Origin of the sequence: Streptomyces sp. DSM 40750, from assembly GCF_024612035.1 — a bacterium.
GTDB lineage: Bacteria > Actinomycetota > Actinomycetes > Streptomycetales > Streptomycetaceae > Streptomyces.
This window is the reverse complement of sequence record NZ_CP102513.1, coordinates 6243558-6261038: the sequence shown is the minus strand read 5'-3', so window position 1 is coordinate 6261038 and position 17481 is coordinate 6243558. Positions and strand designations below refer to the sequence as shown.

Annotated in this window: 13 protein-coding genes and 3 pseudogenes; 9 read left to right on the top strand and 7 right to left on the bottom strand. The window is 70.1% G+C overall.

Features of this window, described 5'->3' with window-relative positions; genetic code table 11:
* Positions 1-170: 170 nt before the first annotated feature.
* Both JIX55_RS27920 and JIX55_RS27915 read left to right on the top strand, forming a co-directional pair.
* The gene (locus JIX55_RS27920; protein ID WP_306820039.1) at positions 171-479 is read left to right on the top strand and encodes an ATP-binding protein; all 309 of its coding nucleotides are present in this window, start codon (positions 171-173) and stop codon (positions 477-479) included.
* A gap of 147 nt (positions 480-626) precedes the next feature.
* Positions 627-1258, top strand: a pseudogene (locus tag JIX55_RS27915) (HNH endonuclease); the annotation flags it as partial.
* Here the strand turns inward: JIX55_RS27915 and JIX55_RS27910 are convergent.
* Positions 1240-1395, bottom strand: a pseudogene (locus tag JIX55_RS27910) (type II toxin-antitoxin system VapB family antitoxin); the annotation flags it as partial. The pseudogenes JIX55_RS27915 and JIX55_RS27910 sit on opposite strands and share 19 nt — an antisense overlap.
* A 758-nt stretch (positions 1396-2153) precedes the next feature.
* On the opposite strand from JIX55_RS27910, the gene JIX55_RS27905 reads away from it, so the two are divergent.
* Complete coding sequence (locus JIX55_RS27905) at positions 2154-5453, top strand: glycoside hydrolase family 78 protein (RefSeq protein ID WP_257566009.1); 3300 nt, start codon at positions 2154-2156, stop codon at positions 5451-5453.
* A gap of 163 nt (positions 5454-5616) precedes the next feature.
* On the top strand, positions 5617-6027 hold the full coding sequence (locus tag JIX55_RS27900; RefSeq protein WP_030617710.1) for a VOC family protein: 411 nt from the start codon (positions 5617-5619) through the stop codon (positions 6025-6027).
* On the opposite strand, the gene JIX55_RS27895 is transcribed toward JIX55_RS27900, so the two are convergent.
* The 6 genes from JIX55_RS27895 to JIX55_RS27870 form a co-directional block, all read right to left on the bottom strand.
* Positions 6024-6221 carry a transposase gene (locus JIX55_RS27895; protein ID WP_257566008.1) on the bottom strand — a complete coding sequence of 66 codons (198 nt, stop codon included), beginning with the start codon at positions 6219-6221 and terminating at the stop codon, positions 6024-6026. The genes JIX55_RS27900 and JIX55_RS27895 overlap by 4 nt on opposite strands.
* An 11-nt stretch (positions 6222-6232) precedes the next feature.
* Entirely contained in the window at positions 6233-6637 is a 405-nt protein-coding gene (locus JIX55_RS27890; protein WP_257566007.1) for a hypothetical protein, read from the bottom strand.
* 197 nt (positions 6638-6834) lie between these two features.
* Entirely contained in the window at positions 6835-7560 is a 726-nt protein-coding gene (locus JIX55_RS27885) for a transglycosylase SLT domain-containing protein (protein WP_443046543.1), read from the bottom strand.
* A 25-nt stretch (positions 7561-7585) separates the two neighbouring features.
* Positions 7586-7906: a hypothetical protein gene (locus JIX55_RS27880; protein WP_257566005.1), complete on the bottom strand. Its 321-nt coding sequence runs from the start codon at positions 7904-7906 to the stop codon at positions 7586-7588.
* Between the two features lie 81 nt (positions 7907-7987).
* The gene (locus tag JIX55_RS27875; RefSeq protein WP_257566004.1) at positions 7988-9820 is read right to left on the bottom strand and encodes a sensor histidine kinase; all 1833 of its coding nucleotides are present in this window, start codon (positions 9818-9820) and stop codon (positions 7988-7990) included.
* The gene (locus JIX55_RS27870) at positions 9817-10512 is read right to left on the bottom strand and encodes a response regulator transcription factor (protein WP_257566003.1); all 696 of its coding nucleotides are present in this window, start codon (positions 10510-10512) and stop codon (positions 9817-9819) included. Before JIX55_RS27870 ends, JIX55_RS27875 begins: the two co-directional genes overlap by 4 nt.
* Before the next feature lie 108 nt (positions 10513-10620).
* On the opposite strand from JIX55_RS27870, the gene JIX55_RS27865 reads away from it, so the two are divergent.
* The 5 genes and pseudogenes from JIX55_RS27865 to JIX55_RS51520 form a co-directional block, all read left to right on the top strand.
* The gene (locus JIX55_RS27865) at positions 10621-11859 is read left to right on the top strand and encodes a L,D-transpeptidase (RefSeq protein ID WP_257566002.1); all 1239 of its coding nucleotides are present in this window, start codon (positions 10621-10623) and stop codon (positions 11857-11859) included.
* On the top strand, positions 11856-12755 hold the full coding sequence (locus JIX55_RS27860) for a L,D-transpeptidase family protein (protein WP_443046542.1): 900 nt from the start codon (positions 11856-11858) through the stop codon (positions 12753-12755). Before JIX55_RS27865 ends, JIX55_RS27860 begins: the two co-directional genes overlap by 4 nt.
* Positions 12756-12937: 182 nt before the next feature.
* Entirely contained in the window at positions 12938-16342 is a 3405-nt protein-coding gene (locus tag JIX55_RS27855) for a S8 family peptidase (RefSeq protein ID WP_257566000.1), read from the top strand.
* A 121-nt stretch (positions 16343-16463) separates the two neighbouring features.
* A complete protein-coding gene (locus tag JIX55_RS27850; protein WP_257565999.1) occupies positions 16464-17120 on the top strand; it encodes a hypothetical protein in 657 nt (218 codons plus the stop codon).
* A gap of 150 nt (positions 17121-17270) precedes the next feature.
* A pseudogene (locus tag JIX55_RS51520) lies at positions 17271-17422 on the top strand (DUF4253 domain-containing protein); the annotation flags it as partial.
* Between the last annotated feature and the right edge of the window lie 59 nt (positions 17423-17481).

The window sequence follows — 17481 nt, the reverse complement described above, 5'->3', positions numbered from 1 at the left end:
CGTACTGCTGCCCGGCAGTTCGTGTCTGCCGGGCCCTTCTGTCTCTCTGGGCTACGAGAGAAACCATAAGCATGCCGCCGCCCAATGTCTACTCCATCCACTATAGATTTTCGCGCGTTCGACGGTTAGGTAATCCGCCTCGAACGGCGATGGAGTGCTGGGCGCAGACGATGAGAGACCAGGGGGACCTGGTGGACACGATGAGCGGCAACGGCGCAACCGCCCGCTCCGCCACATCCGTCGCGGGCGCGCGCGGCAGCGCCCGGCACTTCCTCGAAGGTCTCGTACCGGCGACTGCAGTCGAGGCTGCCGACACCATGGGGTCCTGGTCGTTCGGAGCTCGTCGCCAACGCCCTGCACCACGGTGGCGGCGCACTTCCACCCTGGACCTGACCGCGCACCTGGACAGCATCGAGGTGGCCGTGCACGACTGCGGCCCGCAGGCCCCACACATGCGCACCCCTGACCTGATGACCTGAACAGCGGCACCGGCGGCTTCGGGTCGGCCTGTGGTCAACCGCCTCGCCTGCGCCACCGCCGTGACCCCCCAGGCGGTCGGCGGCAAGACCACAGAACCGTCCTCGCCCGGTATCGCCAGGCGTAAGCGCCGACCGGGTGACCGCGGTGGACTTCCCCACAAGGTGACACCCGCCTATCCGTTCCAACACTTGGTCAGCGACGGCGTACGGGAAGTGCGTATCGGCCGAGGACCCGGCAGCCCCGGAACCGGACTCCGAGAGCCAAGGGAAGCGGGTGCCGCTAAACGGCTCGCCCCCGAGCTGAGATCAGCACTGCGATGCGACCGCCAACTGCTCACCCGGATCGTCCCTTTACTGCTCGATCTTCACTTCTCGCCCTCGCTCCACGGCGAGTTGCGCGAAGCCGTCGGCCTGGAAACTGAAGCCGACGGAGAGCGAACGGCTCTTGACAGCGCGGAGGCAGCGGGACCGGCGGATGCGAGAGCTGGTGCTGACCCCTACGAGTACCGGCGCGCTTCTGCGGCTACGACGGCAGGATCGGCGCAGTGCCGGTCGGGCTGGAAGTCGCGCGCGTGCGCTGGTGTGCCTTCGACGGCCCGGACGATGTCGACAACGGTCTGTGCCTGTGCTCACTGCACCACAAGCTCCTCGACAAAGCCGTCGTCGGCATCGGCGACGGCCGTCGCACCCTCGGGCACCCATGTGCAGTCGCAACGGCTCCGCACAGTCCACTTGTACGTCGACGAGCCCCGAGCCCGACACGTGCACGCTCGAAGTGACGGCTGATGCGCGCCGCACGCTCCTGCTGCTCGGCGTAGAAGTGCAGAGCGGGATTGACCGCCTCTTTCTTGGTCCTGACCTTTGACAGGGCCATGGCGCGGTTCAGGGCGTCGTCGTCGATGTCGATCTGGGTCACGGACGTGGACACCTCCAGGCGATGTTGGCGATGTACATAGAAAAATGCACTACCAACATTCGTAGGCCCACGTCCGCATGTCGAATCCCAGTATGTGCAGTGGCAACGGACACTCCAGATCCGCCTGCGAGATGCTGCGGTTCGGTCGACGCAAGCGTCACCCGCGCGTATCGCCCGGCTGGTGGTGGTGCCCGTGCCCACACTGTGCCCGTAAGAGCGGAAAAGCCTCGGTCGCCAGCGGTGCGAATCGACCCGGACGACCACCTCAGCAACGACCGCCTGTGCACGTCAGAGCCATATGGGCAACCAAGCGCCGTCGTTTCCCAAGCTGAGAGCGCGAGTTCGACTCTCGTCACCCGCTCCACTATGAACTCCAGGTAACTGGCCTGGGGTTTGTTTATTCTCCAGGCCGATTGAAGGCTGCCTGGACCTACATGCTGCGGTCACAAAGGAGGAGGCGCCGAGCTGGACCAGGGCACCTCGTACGTCTCGGCGCCGGTGACCGCCAGGACGGGGGACGCGGCGTTCGTGTCCCGCACCGCCGCGCTCGACGTCACACACTCACCCGCCGCCGCGGCCGCGGTGCCTCCGTGGCGCCCGGCCTCCTAATCTCCCTCCCCCACCACTCGCCCGAATCTCCGCCGCCACACACCTTGTTGGGGTGGGTTCGCCTACATAGCATTTCCCGGAACGAACGGTTTTGAATCGTTTCAAGTTCGGTCATTGTCCAGGGACGACACAGCGAGCGAGGAGCGCGCGTGAGCCAGATCTGGAACCGAAGACTCTTCCTCAAAGGCACGACGGCAGGCGCGGGCGCCGGGTTCACCGCGTTCTCAGCCGGGCCTGCGGCGGCCGCAGGCACACCGGCGCAGGGCCCAAAGGACGGCCGCACCGGGGCACTCCGGATCGAGCGCACCACCGTCGAGTACGCCGAGCGGCTCCTCGGCACCGATGTCGAGCGCCCCCGTCTCAGCTGGGAGTTGTCCGCGTCGGGGCGCGGCGCCCGGCAGAGCGCGTACCAGGTCCAGGTGGCCCTCGCCCCGCGGGAGCTTACGGACGGCACCGGGACGGCGGCCAAGCTGGTCTGGGACTCGGGGAAGGTGGCGTCCGACCACAGCGTGGGTATCCCCTACGACGGACCCCCGCCGCGCACCCGTACCCGCTACCACTGGCGGGTGCGGGCCTGGGACGGCGCCGGGCGGCCCTCCCGCTGGAGCGAGGTCAACTGGTGGGAGACAACGTTGTCGGCCGCCGACTGGCAGGCCCGCTGGATCGGCGCCGACGCTCCCGCGGAGCCGCCCTCCCTCTCCGGTGCCTCGTGGGTCTGGTCACCGGGCGCCGCCTCCTCCGACGCCTCCGTGGGACCGCGCTGGTTCCGGGCGGCGCTGCGTCTGCCGGTCGACGGCACGGAGGTGCGGCGAGCCACTGTGGTCGCCACCGCCGACGACGACTTCACGCTCCATCTGGACGGCAGGCAAGTGCTGCACGCGCCGGAGCGGCAGGACGGCTGGCGCACCGGCCATGCGGCCGATGTCACCGAGGTCGTCGAGGAGGCCCGCTCTGCGGGCCGCCCGGTGGTGCTCGCCGCCCGCGCCACCAACCGCCCCGGCGCCTCGGTGAACCCCGGCGGCCTGCTGGCCCGGCTGGTCGTCGAGACGGAGGACGGCGACCCGCATGAACTGGTCACCGGCCCCGGCTGGCGCGTCTGTGAGACCGAGCCCCAAGACGGCTGGCAGCGCCCGGAGTTCGACGAAACGGGCTGGGCCGAGGCCGCGGTACTCGCTCCGTACGGGCAGGGGCCCTGGGGCAGTGGGGTGAGCATCGCCGTGCCGGAGCAGCCCGCTCCGCTGCTGCGCCGCGCCTTCACCGTGCGCAAGCGGATCTCCCGGGCCCGTCTCTACATCAGCGGACTCGCTTACTACGAGGCCGAGATCAACGGCCGCAGGGTCGGCCGGCAGGTGCTCGACCCAGGCTTCACGGACTACGACGAGACCGTGCTCTACGCCGTCCACGACGTCACCGGGCTGCTCCGGCGGGGCGAGAACGCCATCGGTGTCACCCTCGGCCGCGGCTTCTTCGGCATGACCACCCCCAACGTCTGGAACTGGCACACCCCACCGTGGCACGGCGAGCCCCGGCTGCTGGCCCAGCTGGAGATCGACCACCCGGACGGCTCCCGCACCACGGTCGCCTCGGACGGCGCGTGGCGGATCGCCAAGGGGCCGATCCTGTCCAACTCGCTCTACGCCGGGGAGACGTACGACGCCGGCCGGGCACCGTACGGCTGGACCCGGCCCGGCTTCGACGACAGCGGCTGGCGGCCGGCGGGTGTGCAGCAGGCCCCCCGGGGCGCGCTCAGGGCGCAGCCGCACGACCCGATCGAGATCGCCGAGACGGTACGGCCGACGGAGGTCTCCGAGCTCCGCGCCGGGGTGTACGTGGTGGACATGGGCCGCACCATGGCGGGCTGGACCCGCCTGACCGTCCGCGGCGCCGAGGCAGGCACGGTCGTCCGCCTCGTCCACGGTGAGAAGCTGAAGGCCGACGGAAGTGTGCAGGCCGAGACCGGCCATGTCCCGGGCCGCTTCCAGACCGACGAGTACATCTGCGCGGGCAGTGACGAGGATGAGGTCTGGGAGCCGAAGTTCTCGTACAAGGGCTTCCGTTACGTGGAGATCCACGGCCTGCCCGCACGCCCGTCCCCGGAGCAGGTGGTGGGGCGGCTGGTGCACACACGCGTCGAGGAGGTCAGCTCCTTCGGCTGCTCGGAGCCGTTCTACGAGTGGCTGGACGGTGCCATGCGCCGCGCGGTCCTCAACAACCTGCACGGCATACCGACCGACACGCCCATGTACGAGAAGAACGGCTGGACCGGCGACGCCCAGGTCGGCACGCCGGTGATGACGTACGCCTTCGGGGTACATCGCTTCCTGTCCAAGTGGCTGGGTGATCTGGCGGACAGCCAGAACGATGCGGGGCAGCTGCCGGTGATCGTGCCGAGCGGCGGCTGGGGCTACCGGGAGCTGGCTCCCTCCCCCGAATGGACGACCGTCCACCCGTTCGTCGTCCGTGAGCTGTACCGGGTGTACGGGGACGAACGCGTCGCCCGCGAGCACTGGGCGACGCTGACCCGGTACCTCGACTGGGAGCTGTCCCGGCTGCGGGACGGGCTGGCTGTCACGGCGCTCGGCGACTGGGTGGCGCCCGGCTACGAGATTCCCCCGGAGGACACCCGGCTGACCGCGACCGCGTACCTCCACCGGGCGCTGCTGCACTCCGTCGAACTGGGCGAACTGCTGGGTGACGGCGTGGTCGTCAAGCGGTACCGGGAGGCGGCCGAGAACCTGAGGACCGCGCTCAACGAAGCGTTCCTGAGCCCCGAGGGCCACTACCGCACGGCGAAAGACCCCGGGTACCGGCAGACGTCCAACGCGATTCCGCTCGCCTTCGGCCTGGTACCGGCCGGCGCCCGCGCCTCCGTGCTGGACAGTCTGGTGGCGGACATCGAGGCGCGCGGCAACCATCTGAACACCGGCTGCCTGGGCACGAGCGTGCTGCTGAAGGTGCTGTGCGCCCACGGCCGCCCGGACGTGGCCCACGCCGTCGCGACACAGCGCACCTATCCGAGCTGGGGGTACTGGCAGGCCAACGGCGCCGACACCATGTGGGAGATGTGGCCGCTGAGCTCCCGCTCCCGCGACCACTACTTCCTGGGCACGGTCGCGCAGTGGCTGTACGAGAACGTGGCCGGGCTGCGCCCCGGGGACGCCGGCTACCGCACCTTCTCCGTACGCCCCGACGCCCGTACGGGAGTGAACTGGGCCCGTACGTCGATCCGTACGGTGCGCGGCGAGGCCGCCGTGTCCTGGTCGCGGTTGGACCGGGAGCTGCGGCTGTCGGTGCGGGTCCCGGTGGGCTCTACGGCCGAGGTGCATGTACCGGGAAGGGCGCGCGACCGGGTGACCGCGCCGGAGGGCGCGGAGTTCCTGCGCAGCGACCCCGCGTTCGTCGTCTTCCGTGTCGGGCACGGGGAGTGGGCTTTTACCGGCCCGGCGTGACCGATCCGATGACACCCCCGGACGGTGCCCACCTTCGAGTCATCGCGGGCGAGAGCCGCGGCGGCGCGTCACTGGGCGCGGCAGGTGAACGGGCGCGGCCCGACCGAGCGCAGGGCCGCGGACCACCGGCCACCCAGCTCGCAGCCCGTGACAAGATCGCGGGATGCTGCGACTCACCGATTTCATTATCGACTGTCCGGACACGATGAAGCTGGCGGCTTTCTACTCCGAGGTGACGGGCCGTCCGATCAAGGAAGGCAGCTCCGAGGACTGGGCTGGCATCCAGTTCGGCGAGATCGAACTGGCATTCATCCGGGTGGACGACTACCGCGCTCCGCAGTGGCCCGACAGCGAGCACCCCAAGCAGTTCCACCTCGACTTCGAAGTGGACGAGATCGAGTCCGAGCAGCGCCGCGTCCTCGACCTCGGCGCGACGCTGAGGCAGGACTTCATCGGCCCCAACGGCTACGGCTGGCAGATCTACACCGACCCGATCGGCCACCCCTTCTGCCTGTGCCGCAACAAGGGCGTCATCTGGACCGACCAGGGCCCGATCTGGCCCAAGCGCGACTAAGCGGCTTGGATGCGGTTCGTTGCTGACTGTCGGATCCGGTCGCGTTGATGGTTCATGGCCTGGTCGACGGCCTTGCCGATGGCGTCGGTGCTGGTCTGGGCGCGTTGCGGGTAGTCCTGGTACTTCGCCTGCCGCCAGACCAACTCGATGTCGTTCAACTCCGGGCTGCGCGGTGGCGGGTAGAACAGCTCCACCCCGATCTTGGTCAGCTGCTTGCGGCGCCCTTGAACGCCTTGGCCGTGTGCGCTGAGGCGTTGTCCAGCACCACGGTGCACGGCCGCGAGCGTGCCCGGACGGGCAGCTGTCCATCGAGGCCGTCGGCGGCCAGCTCCAGGGCTGCGGCCCCACCGGGCAGGCCGGCCAGGTCCGCGCAGACGAACCCCAGCAGCATCCCGGCGTCGATCTTCCCGCAGGTGGGCTGCCAGAGAAGGTCCGGCGTGGTGCCCACGATCTGGGCGCCGAGCACGTTGACCCGGCGGTTCTTGGTGTCCTCGCGGGGCACCACCGCCCGCTGCCCGATGCGCGAGTAGGTGTAGCCGGTGGGCATGGTCGGGGCGAAGCCGGACTCGTCCAGGAAGATCAGGTCGCGCTCGCCCGCGTGCGCCTCCATCCGTAAGTCCGCAAGTCCTCCGACCGGGCCCGGGCCGCTTGCCGAGACGGCCGGATCAGCCACTCGACCCCGTGCGGACGCGGCGGCGATGTCGGGGAAGGCCGGAGTGCGGTCCGCCCGACCCGCACGGGGCGGTTCCTCACCGTGGAACGGTGAGGAACCGCGCGTCGAGCGGCCTCAGCGCGCCCGGTGTCGGCTCAGTAGGAGCCGTTGGCCTGCCAGAACGCCCATGCGTCGCAGGGGCTGCCATAGCGGTCGTTCATGTAGTTCAGGCCCCACTTGATCTGCGTGGCCGGATTGGTCTGCCAGTCGGCTCCGGCAGACGACATCTTGGAGCCGGGATAGGCCTGCACGAGACCGTAGGCCCCGGAAGAGGGGTTGACCGCCTTGTGGTTCCAGCCGGACTCGTGGTCCACGATGTTGCTGAAGCACTGGAACTGATTGCCGGGCACCATCTGCCGTGCGATGGCCTGGACCTGGGCAACGGTGTACGAGGACTGCGGCGCGACACCGGAGGAGCTCGTCGGCGAGCGGTCGGCCTGCTGCTGCGCCTCCTGGCGATCCTTGGCGTCCTGTTGGGCATTCCGTTCGGCCTCCTTCTGCTGGGCTTTCCGTTCGGCCTCCTTCTGCTTGGCGATCGCGTCCTTGGCAGCCTGCTTACGGGCCGCCTCCGCCGCGGTCTCCCTCGCGCTGTTGTCCGCGGCGAAGGACTGCGCGTCGGCCTGTTGGGTCAAGGAGGCCGTTTGTATCCGAGCCTGCTGCCCCATGGGTATGTCTGCGAGGAGGGTCGAGCCGCTCGCCGTCGTTTCAGTGTCGTTCACCGCCTGGCCGGTGCTGCTCTGGCCAACTCCCACAACGGCACCGACAGTGGTGACCGCGGTGGCAGAGACCACCGCGAGTTCCCGGACTAAATTCCCGCTCACACGGTGTCCTTCCAGGTTCGTCAGATCAAGAGGTGGAGCTTCGCAGGATTAAGACGGTTGATCGGCCGCACTGGTGGCAACGCATCCGAGCGCTGTGCGGAAGAAGCGGAAGAAGCGTGGCGATCTGCTCGGGGGTCGCGGCCCGGAACGCCGGGAAGCCCGACTGGAGTCCCGTCAGCAGCTGGCCGCCCGGAGCGCCTCCCGCCGCCTGCAGCATGGCGAGGGACGTCGAGATGGCCTGCTTGGCCTCTACCAGGGCCCGGCGAGTCTGGGACTCGCGCTTCGGGTACTGGTGATCCGGGATGGTGCCGTTCTTGGAGAACTTCGCGTTCGCGCTGCTGTGCACCTGCTGGGTCGCGTCGTCGTAGATGTCCCCGTGCCGCGGTGTGCCCTGGGGCGCCGTTTCGATGGGCGCCCTGACGACCTCTCACAGTTGAGGTTCCTCCGGCCCGGGCACACGGGGCAGCCGGACGGTGAACACCGCTCCGCTGCCGGGGGTGTTGCCGACGGTGACGGTTCCGCCGTGTGCCTCGACGAACTGGCGCACGATGGACAGGCCGAGACCGCTGCCCCCGGTGCGTCTGCTGCGGGATTTCTCGGCGCGCCAGAACCGTTCGAAGACATGGGGCAGGTCTTCGGGGGAGATGCCGCCTCCGGTGTCGCGCACGGTCAGGACGGCCTCGTTCGCCGTCCGCCGGGCGCTGAGGGTGACCGTGCCCTGCGTGGGAGTGTGCCGCAGCGCGTTGGAGACGAGGTTGCCCAGGACCTGGCGCATGCGCACCGGGTCGGCGTCCATCCAGAGCCCGGGGTCGGCCTCCGCCCGCAGGTGTACGACCGCGGCTTCGGCGCGGCTGCGATGGGCGGCGGCGACCTGGCCGATCAACTCGTCCGCGGCCAGCGGTTCCCGGTGCAGCCGCAGGGTGCCGGCGTCACCCGCGGCTAGGTCGCGCAGGTCGTCGATGATGTGCTGCAGTTGCAGCGCCTCGTCGTGCAGGGAGGCGATGAGGCCGGAGTCGGGGTCGAGCAGTCCGTCGCGCGTGACCTCGAGCCACCCGCGGATATTGGTCAGCGGGGTACGCAGTTCGTGGGCGATGTCGCTGACCATGGCCTTGCGCTGGGCCTCCATCCGTTCCCGGCGCGCGGTCAGGTCGTTGAAGGCGGCGGCCAGGAAGCCCGTCTCGTCCTTGGTGGTGACGGCGACCCGTGCGTGTCGCTCGGGTGGCTGCCGGGCCGCGGCGGTCAGGGCGCGCAGGGGGCGGACGAGACGGACGGCGACGAGGGCGGTCAGTGTGATCGTGACGGCCAGGACGAGACCGCTGACTCCGATGATCTTGCTCTTGTTGGCGGGTGAGAGGTCGAAGTCCGACCGCTGTTGCTCCCGGTCGCCGAGGTAGAGGGTCGCCGGTGGGGCGACGTAGGGGTCGAGCTGGGTGCGGCGCGCCGTGTCGACGCAGTTCTGCACCTGCGGGTCGCCGTTGCCTGCCGCCTGGCCGGATATTCCGGGAATGACGTCGGTCCCGAACAGTTCCCGCATGGAGGGGTCCGCCTCGACCAGCCGCTTCCAGTCGTCGGGGAGGCAGCCGGCCATCAGCTTCGCGAGGGCTGCCAGCGCCTTGCGCTCGGTGGGCACCGGCGGGTCGTCCACTCCGTCGACGCACTGCGAGAGCACGGCCTCCGAATTGTCGGCGATGACCACCGTACGGCCGCTGGGCATCTGTCTGGTGCGACCGCCGCTGCCGAACCCGGCCACGCACTCAGCACGCCGCTGCGCCCGCTTGCTCACCGTCTCCGCCTCGGCAGGGGACAGCCGAAAGGGTCCCACCGCCCGCGGATCGATACCGGCGAGCTGGGCGCCGGGCTCGGTGTAGGTGTCCGTACGCAGCGGGTCGACGGTGGCCGAGGCGCGGACGGGCAGTGCGGTGCCGGGTGCGGCGGAGTCGGCGATGAGCCGCCCGCCCGCGGTGGTCAGGGCGATGCGCCGGTCCAGGGTGCGCGACAGCGTGTGCACGGTGGACCCGACGCCGTCCCAGTCGGCATGGGCCGCGGCATAGCCGCCGAGCCGGCGCAGGATGTCGGAGTCGTCGGAGAGCACCTGACCGCGTTCCTCCTGGATGGCCCGTGTGGTGAGCTGCACGGCCAGCCACGCGGTGGCGCCCACGGACAGCACCGCGATCGCCACGGAGGTGAGCAGCAGCCGTACCAGCAGACTCTTGTGCCAGGGGATGCGGGGAACGGGCGTCCCGCCGTCCGGGCCGGTCATGAGGGACCCGGGCCGTCGACGAGTTTGTAGCCGACTCCGAACACCGTCAGCAGCCGTGCGGGTGTGCGCGGGTCGGCCTCGATCTTCTTGCGCAGGTTCATGATGTGCATGTCGATGGCGCGCTCGGTGGACGCCCGGTCGTGACCGCGGGTGTGTTCCAGCAACTGACGGCGTGAGAAGACCCGTTCGGGCTCGGCGGCCATGGCGGTCAGGATGGCGAACTCGCCCGGGGTGCAGCCGACCGCCGCGCCGTCGCAGGTGACCTCGTGCCGTACCGGGTCGACGGTGAGGCCCCCGACACGCAGCACGGGGGATTCCTCGACGGGGCTCAGGGTGCGGCGCAGCACGATGCGGACGCGTGCCAGCAGTTCCCGGGGGCTGTACGGCTTCGTCATGTAGTCGTCCGCGCCGAGGTCGAGACCGAGCAGCAGATCGTCCTCGGCGGAGCGGGCCGTGAGCATCAGCACGGGTATGTCCGCGTCCCGGCGCAGCACGCGGCAGACGCCGAAACCGTCGAGGCCCGGCAGCATGACATCGAGGATCACCAGGTCGGGCCGGTGGTTGCGGGCCTCGTCGACTGCGGCCCGTCCGTCGCGGACGACGACGGCCCTGTGGCCTTCCTTGACGAGGAGCCGGCGGATGAGCTCGGCCTGCATGCCGTCGTCCTCCGCGATCAGAATATGTGCGCACACGCCGGTGACCTTATGTGTGCTGAGGCGGCGTCAGCAGGGTGAACGGCCCTCATGCGGTTCTTCCCACACCCTGACAGCTTCCTGATTTCCGCGCTCCACGCTGACCCCATGCACGACGGAGAAACCACACATCGCACCGGCCCGGCCCGGTCCACCCTGGCGCTGCTGTCCGTCTCGCTGTGCCTGCTGGCCGGCTGCGGCCCCGGGCCGTCGGACGCGAAGAACCCCGCCGAGGACCCCGCGAAGACACCGGTGCAGGCCACCCGGGCGGCAACGGTGGCCCGGCTGCAACTGCACGCCACCGACGGGCAGGAACACGTCCCGGTCGCCACCGGCGGCCGGGTCACGGTCGACGGGGGCACGATCACCGAGGTGTCCCTGTCCACCACGGACGGCCGGGCCGTGCCGGGCGAACGCTCCCCGGACAGGAAGAGCTGGACCCCCTCGGGCGACCTGAAGCACGGCACGGCCTACCGGCTGACGGCGGTGGCCACCGACGCCGGCGGCCACCGGGTCAGCAGGACCGTGACGTTCAGGACCCTTGCCGAGGCCGACCGGTTCACCGGCACCTACACCCCGGAGAACGGCTCCACGGTGGGCGTGGGCATGCCGGTTTCGTTCACCTTCGACAAACCGATCACCGACAGGAAGGCCGTCGAGTCCGCCATCGACGTCAGTGCCGACAGCGGACAGACCGTCGTGGGCCACTGGTTCGGCGGGCAGCGCCTCGACTTCCGTCCGCGGGAGTACTGGAAGCCCCACTCCACGGTCACCGTCAGGATCCGCCTCGCCGGAGTGAAAGGGGCCGCCGACGCGTACGGCGACCAGGACCGGACCCTCCGGTTCAAGGTCGGGCGCAGTCAGGTGTCCACCGTGGACGCCGCCGCGCACACCATGAAGGTCGTCCAGGACGGCACCACCGTGCGGAACATACCGATCACCGCGGGCGCCGCCTCGACGCCCACCTGGAACGGGCGGATGGTCGTCTCGGAGAAGCTGATCTCGACACGGATGAACGGCGCCACGGTCGGTTACGCCGGCCAGTACGACATCCCCGACGTCCCGCACGCCATGCGGCTGTCCACCTCGGGCACCTTCATCCACGGCAACTACTGGGGGGCCGACTCCGTCTTCGGCCGGTCCAACATCAGCCACGGCTGTGTGGGGCTCAACGACATCAAGGGCGGCGGCGACTTGGGCCAGGACGCCGCCTGGTTCTACGACAACTCCCTCATCGGCGACGTGGTCGTGGTGAAGAACTCCGACGACAAGGTGATCGCCCCCGACAACGGACTCAACGGCTGGAACATGCCGTGGAGCGAGTGGACGGCGGGGTCGGCGCGATGAGGCACCTCGTGAGGCACCTCGTGAGGCGCCCGGTGAGACACCTCTCCTCCTCCGTGGGCTCCCGAGTGCCGGTTCCCGCCACGGTCCTGGCCCTGGCCCTGGCCCTGGCCCTCACCCTGGCCGGGTGCGGCGGCCCCGGTACCGGGACGCCGGGGGACGTCCCCTCGGCCACCGCCAGTGCGCGGGACACCCGGCCCGTCACGTCCAGCACGGCTCGCGCCCGATCCGCGCCGAGCGCGGCCGGCGAAACGAACGCGGCCGGCGAAAGGGCCCCGGACGCCAAAACCGCGGACCCGAGCCCTTCCGCACCGGCCGACCTGCCGGGCCTCGGCCCGAAGACTCTCGCCGAGATCCCCGACAACGCCCGGCAGGTCGTCGTCGTCACCGGGAAGGACAGGAACTCCCCGCAGTCGCAGGTGGTGTTGTACCGGCGCACCGGCGACGGCTGGGCCGCCGGGCAGACCTGGGCCGCCCACAACGCGCTCCGGGGGTGGACCGACGACCATCACGCGGGTGACCTGCACTCGCCCATCGGTGTGTTCACCCTCAGCGACGCGGGCGGACTGCTCCCCGACCCGGGCACGAAGCTGCCCTACGACCAGTCCGGTTCCTTCACCATCGGCGGCACCGGATTCGAGGGCGAGCCGCTCGCCGGCTCCTTCGACTACGTGGTGGCGATCGACTACAACCGCCGGCCGGGCACCTCCCCGCTCGACTGGACCCGTCCGCTCGGCGCGGACCGCGGCGGCGGCATCTGGCTGCACGTCGACCACGGGGGACCCACCCACGGCTGCGTGAGCCTGACGCGGCAGCACATGAAGGAGCTGCTGCTCACGCTCGACCCGGCGCTGCAGCCGGTGATCGTGATGGGGGACGCCACGTCCCTCGCACGGTGACGACCAACACCACGAACCACCAACACCACGAACCACCAACACCACGAACCACCAGCGCCACGAACCACCAGCGCCACGAACGAGCAGCACCACGAACGAGCAATCACGAACCGAGAGAGACAGGGACTCGACGACCTGTGAAAAGGCATCAGTTGGCGTTAGGCACAAGACGAAACAGCGCGATGGTCGCGGCGGCGGGCCTGGCCTCCACCGCCCTGCTGCTGACCGCCCTCCCGGGCGGGCTCGCTCGGGCGGCCTCGGCCGGTACGTCGGCCGACGGGAGTTTCTCGGTGTCGGCCCAGGGCTCGAGCGGCACCGGCAAGCCCCGTCCGCTGAAGACGGTGACACTGGTCACCGGCGACCAGGTCATGATGGACGGCGCCGGAAAGGTCACCGGGGTGGTGCGGGCGAAGGGCCGGGAACGGATGCCGTTCTCCGTCCGGGAGATCGACGGACACACCCATGTGGTGCCCGGCGACGCGGAGTTGCTGCTGGCGCGGGGCAAGCTGGATTCCCGGCTGTTCGACGTGACCCAGCTGGTGGCGGACGGCTACGACGACGCGGGCCGCGGCGACCTGCCGCTGATCGTCACTTTCAAGGGCAAGAAGGCCCCCGCGATGAGCCCGTTCACCGGGGCCGGGGCGAAGATGGGCCGGGCGCTGCCCGTCGTCAACGGCAAGGCAATGCGTCCCGTCAAGAAGCGTGGCGCCGAGTTCTGGGACGCCGTCACGGACACCGCCGCCAAGGGCGACGCGCGGACCACGGCCGGGTTCACCGCCTCGACGGCGGTGGAGAAGGTGTGGCTGGACGGCAGGCGCCGGGCCAGCCTGGACAAGAGCGTCCCGCAGATCGGTGCGTCGACGGCCTGGGCCGCCGGTTACGACGGCACCGGCGTCAAGGTCGCCGTGCTCGACACGGGGGTCGACAAGACCCACCCCGACCTGGCGAGCCAGGTGATCGCGGAGCAGGACTTCTCCGGCTCCTCCGGCCCCGGCGACAAGTTCGGCCACGGCACCCATGTGGCGTCCATCATGGCCGGGACGGGCGCCAAGTCCGGGGGCAAGTACAAGGGTGTCGCCCCCGGCGCGAAGATCCTCAACGGCAAGGTCCTCGACGACGGCGGCTGGGGCCCGGACTCCGGCGTCATCGCGGGCATGGAGTGGGCGGTGGCCCAGGGGGCCGACGTCGTCAACCTCAGCCTCGGCTACACGGACACCCACGGTATCGACCCGTTGGAGGAGACGGTCAACCGGCTCTCCGCCGAGAGCGACACGCTCTTCGTCATCGCGGCCGGCAACGAGGGCGCGTCCGAACAGACCGTCGGCTCGCCCGGCAGCGCCGAGGCCGCGCTCACCGTCGGCGCGGTCGACAAGTCCGACCAGCTCGGCGACTTCTCCAGCCGTGGTCCGCGCGTCGGTGACGGCGGGGTCAAGCCCGACCTGACCGCGCCCGGTGTCGACATCACGGCCGCCGCGGCCGCCGGCAGCGACCTGGAGGCCTCGAAACCCTCCCCGGTACCCGGTTACATCACGATCGGCGGCACCTCCATGGCGACCCCGCATGTGGCGGGCGCCGCGGCGATCCTCGCCCAGCAGCACCCCGACTGGACCGGCGAGCGCATCAAGTCCGTCCTCACCGCGTCCGCCAAGCCGGGCTCGTACAGCTCCTTCCAGCAGGGCACCGGCCGCACCGACCTGGTCCGGGCACTGGCACAGGGTGTCGTCACCGAGCAGGGGCCGATCAACTTCGGCTCGCAGCAGTGGCCGCACAACGACGACGAACCGGTGACCAAGCAGCTCACCTACAAGAACTTCGGTACGGAGCCGGTCACCCTGGACCTCTCCGTCGACGCCTTCTCGGTGGACGGCAAGCCGACCGCCGAGGGCATGTTCTCCGTGTCGCCGCAGCGGCTCACCGTCCCTGCAGGCGGCGAGGCCAGTGCCAACGTGACCGCGGACACCCGTTCCGGCAGCGCCGACGGCACGTTCGGCGGCTCGGTATCGGCTGTCTCGGCCGATGACAAGGTCGCGGTGCGCACCGCGGTCGGGGTACAGCGCGAGGTCGAGTCGTTCGACCTGACGTTGAAGCACATCGACGAGAACGGCAAGCCGACCAGCGACGCCGTCACCACCGTGGAGGGCCTCGACAGGGACTTCTACACCCGCTACGCCGCCGAGGAGGACGGCGAGCTCACGGTACGGCTGCCCAAGGGCGACTACGGCCTCACCGGTGTGATTCACCCCGACTCCACGTCCTCCGCCCAAGCCGTACTGATGCAGCCGAGGCTGCGGCTGGACCAGGACACCACCGTCACCGTCGACCCCCGGCAGGCGCAGCCGTTGGACATCACCGTGCCCGACGCAGCGGCCAAGAACACCGAGGCCACAGTCGCGATCCGCTACGAACGGGCCGCGGGGATGCCCAAGAACACGAGCGGGTACTGGCTCCCGACCTTCCAGGGCATGCGGTTCGGGCAACTCGGCCCCGAGGTGCCCGCCGACACCGGGTTCGCCCAGTACTCCGGTGACTGGACAACCCAGGACGACGAGGGCAGGCCGGTCACCTACCACCTTTCCTGGGACCGCCGCGGCGACCTGGGCGGCTTCGCCGCCAAGGTGGAGCAGAACCAGCTCGCCAAGGTCGACTTCCAGGCAGGCGCACCTGCCGCGGACAAGGACGTCCTGGTGGCTGTGAGTCCCCACATGCCCGATGGGGACTTGTGGGGGCGCTACGACCTGCTGAGGGGGGACCTGCCGCTGCGCACGACGGACTACATCCTCGACAACGGCGTCAAGTGGTCCTTCGCCATGCAGCAGTACAGTGCCGAGGGCGCGTCCGAGTACCAGCTCCAGGGGACGCCCAGGACCTGGCAGGCCGGCCAGAGCTACACCGAGCGGTTCAACGTCGGCGTCTTCGGCCCGGCCTTGGGCGGCGCCGCGGGCTCCATGGGCTCCGTGGCGATGGGGAATCCCGGTGTCGAGCGGTCCGGGAACGTCATCACGGCCCTTCTGCCGCTGTTCGGCGACGGCGCCGGGCACTACGACAGCGGCGGTGGATACGCCTCGGCCGAGAGCTCGCTCCAGGCCGACGGCGAGGAGATCCCCCACAGCTCCTCCCCGGCAGACAGCATCACCGAATTCACCGTTCCCGACGAGGCCAGGGCGTACAAGCTGACCCTGGACAACTCCCGTGATCCGGGACTCTCGCCGGTCAGCACCCGCGTCCGCGCGGAGTGGACGTTCCGATCCGCCGGCGTCCCCGAGGACGAGACGACCGACCTGCCGCTGTCGGTGGTCCGTTTCTCCCCCGAACTGTCCTTGGACAGCACGGCGAAGGCGGGCGAGCGGTTCGACGTGCCCTTCACCGTCGAGGGCGCGTCCGCCGGCCGACAGCCCGCGAAGCTCGCCTTCGAGGTCTCCTACGACGAAGGCGCCACCTGGCAGACAGCGGAGGCCGTCGACGGCACCCACCTGTCGCTGCGGCACCCGGCCGAGCCCGGCTCCGTCTCCCTGCGGGCCGAGCTGACCGACGACTCGGGCAACACCCTGCTCCAGACGATCGAGCGCGCCTACCTCACCGCCGGGTGACCTGACACGGAACCTCGCAACCGATCTCGCCCGGGGCGGTGTTCGACCACCGCCCCGGGCGGGTGCGTCTCAAGGTCCGCAGTGCCGCCGCCGCAATCTTCCCTCGGGATACGGTGCTGTCATGTCTCGATCAGTCGAAACCGGATCAGTCTTGTCTTCCGTCACCGCGGACGACGTCGACCTTGCCGTGCGGCTCGCCGTGGGCATCCTTCGGGACGCACCCCGCGAGGGGTGGGGCGGTAAGGCCGGTTCGCTGGAGTGGGACTGCTGGGAGACCGTCGAGCACCTCGCCAACGACCTGTTGTACTACGCCGTGCAGTTGGGGCCGCAGATCCCGCCGCTGGACACCCATGTGCCTTTCGCGTTGAGCCAGAAGAGGCCGGACGGACCCGCGGTCTTCCTCTTCGCGGACCGTGATGCGGGTCCGGCCGGCCTGGTGCAGGTGCTGGAGGCGTGCGGCGCGCTGCTGGTCGCCATGGTGCGTACGACGCCGCCCCGGGTTCGCGCCCACCACGCCTCCGGGGTGTCGGACCCCGAAGGCTTCGCGGCGATGGGGGTGGTAGAGACGCTGGTACACATGCACGATGTGGCGGAAGGCTTGGGGCTTGCCTGGACCCCGCCCTCCGCGCTCTGCTCTCGGGTGCTCGACCGTCTGTTTCCCGAGGCTCCGGGCGGCGCGGATCCCTGGCTCACCCTGTTGTGGGCCACCGGCCGCGCCGAACTGCCGGGGCACCCTCGTCCCACTACGTGGCGCTGGGCCAGCACACCGCGGTCATAGGAGCGGATCGGCTTCAGCCGCGGCCAAGGTGATGATCGTGCCCTTACCGCGGCGAGAGCGCACCGGGCCACCCGTCCCAACCGGCGACCCGGCGGACCTATCCGGTCACGGCACGAGCGATTGCCCATGGCTGCCCCTACAGTCACTGGCATCGCGACTCTTCCCAACCCATGCCCACCCTCGCGGCCGACCTCAACGGTCGTACCCTCGGGCTTGCGCTCCCGCCGGGGCGGCTGATCGACGCGACCAACGAAGGCCCTTGGCACGAGCCGTTGTTGTGGCATGCCCAGACGCCCGCGTCGCGTTGTCGTAGACGAGGCACGCCATGACCAGGAGCGGCAGGTTCGCCACGGTGACCCAG

Coding starts and splice junctions, on each gene's coding strand:
- JIX55_RS27865 (WP_257566002.1), top strand. CDS start 10,621: ATGCACGACGGAGAAACCACACATCGCACCGGCCCGGCCCGGTCCACC.
- JIX55_RS27920 (WP_306820039.1), top strand. CDS start 171: ATGAGAGACCAGGGGGACCTGGTGGACACGATGAGCGGCAACGGCGCA.
- JIX55_RS27900 (WP_030617710.1), top strand. CDS start 5,617: ATGCTGCGACTCACCGATTTCATTATCGACTGTCCGGACACGATGAAG.
- JIX55_RS27860 (WP_443046542.1), top strand. CDS start 11,856: ATGAGGCACCTCGTGAGGCACCTCGTGAGGCGCCCGGTGAGACACCTC.
- JIX55_RS27855 (WP_257566000.1), top strand. CDS start 12,938: ATGGTCGCGGCGGCGGGCCTGGCCTCCACCGCCCTGCTGCTGACCGCC.
- JIX55_RS27850 (WP_257565999.1), top strand. CDS start 16,464: ATGTCTCGATCAGTCGAAACCGGATCAGTCTTGTCTTCCGTCACCGCG.
- JIX55_RS27875 (WP_257566004.1), bottom strand. CDS start 9,820: ATGACCGGCCCGGACGGCGGGACGCCCGTTCCCCGCATCCCCTGGCAC.
- JIX55_RS27890 (WP_257566007.1), bottom strand. CDS start 6,637: ATGGAGGCGCACGCGGGCGAGCGCGACCTGATCTTCCTGGACGAGTCC.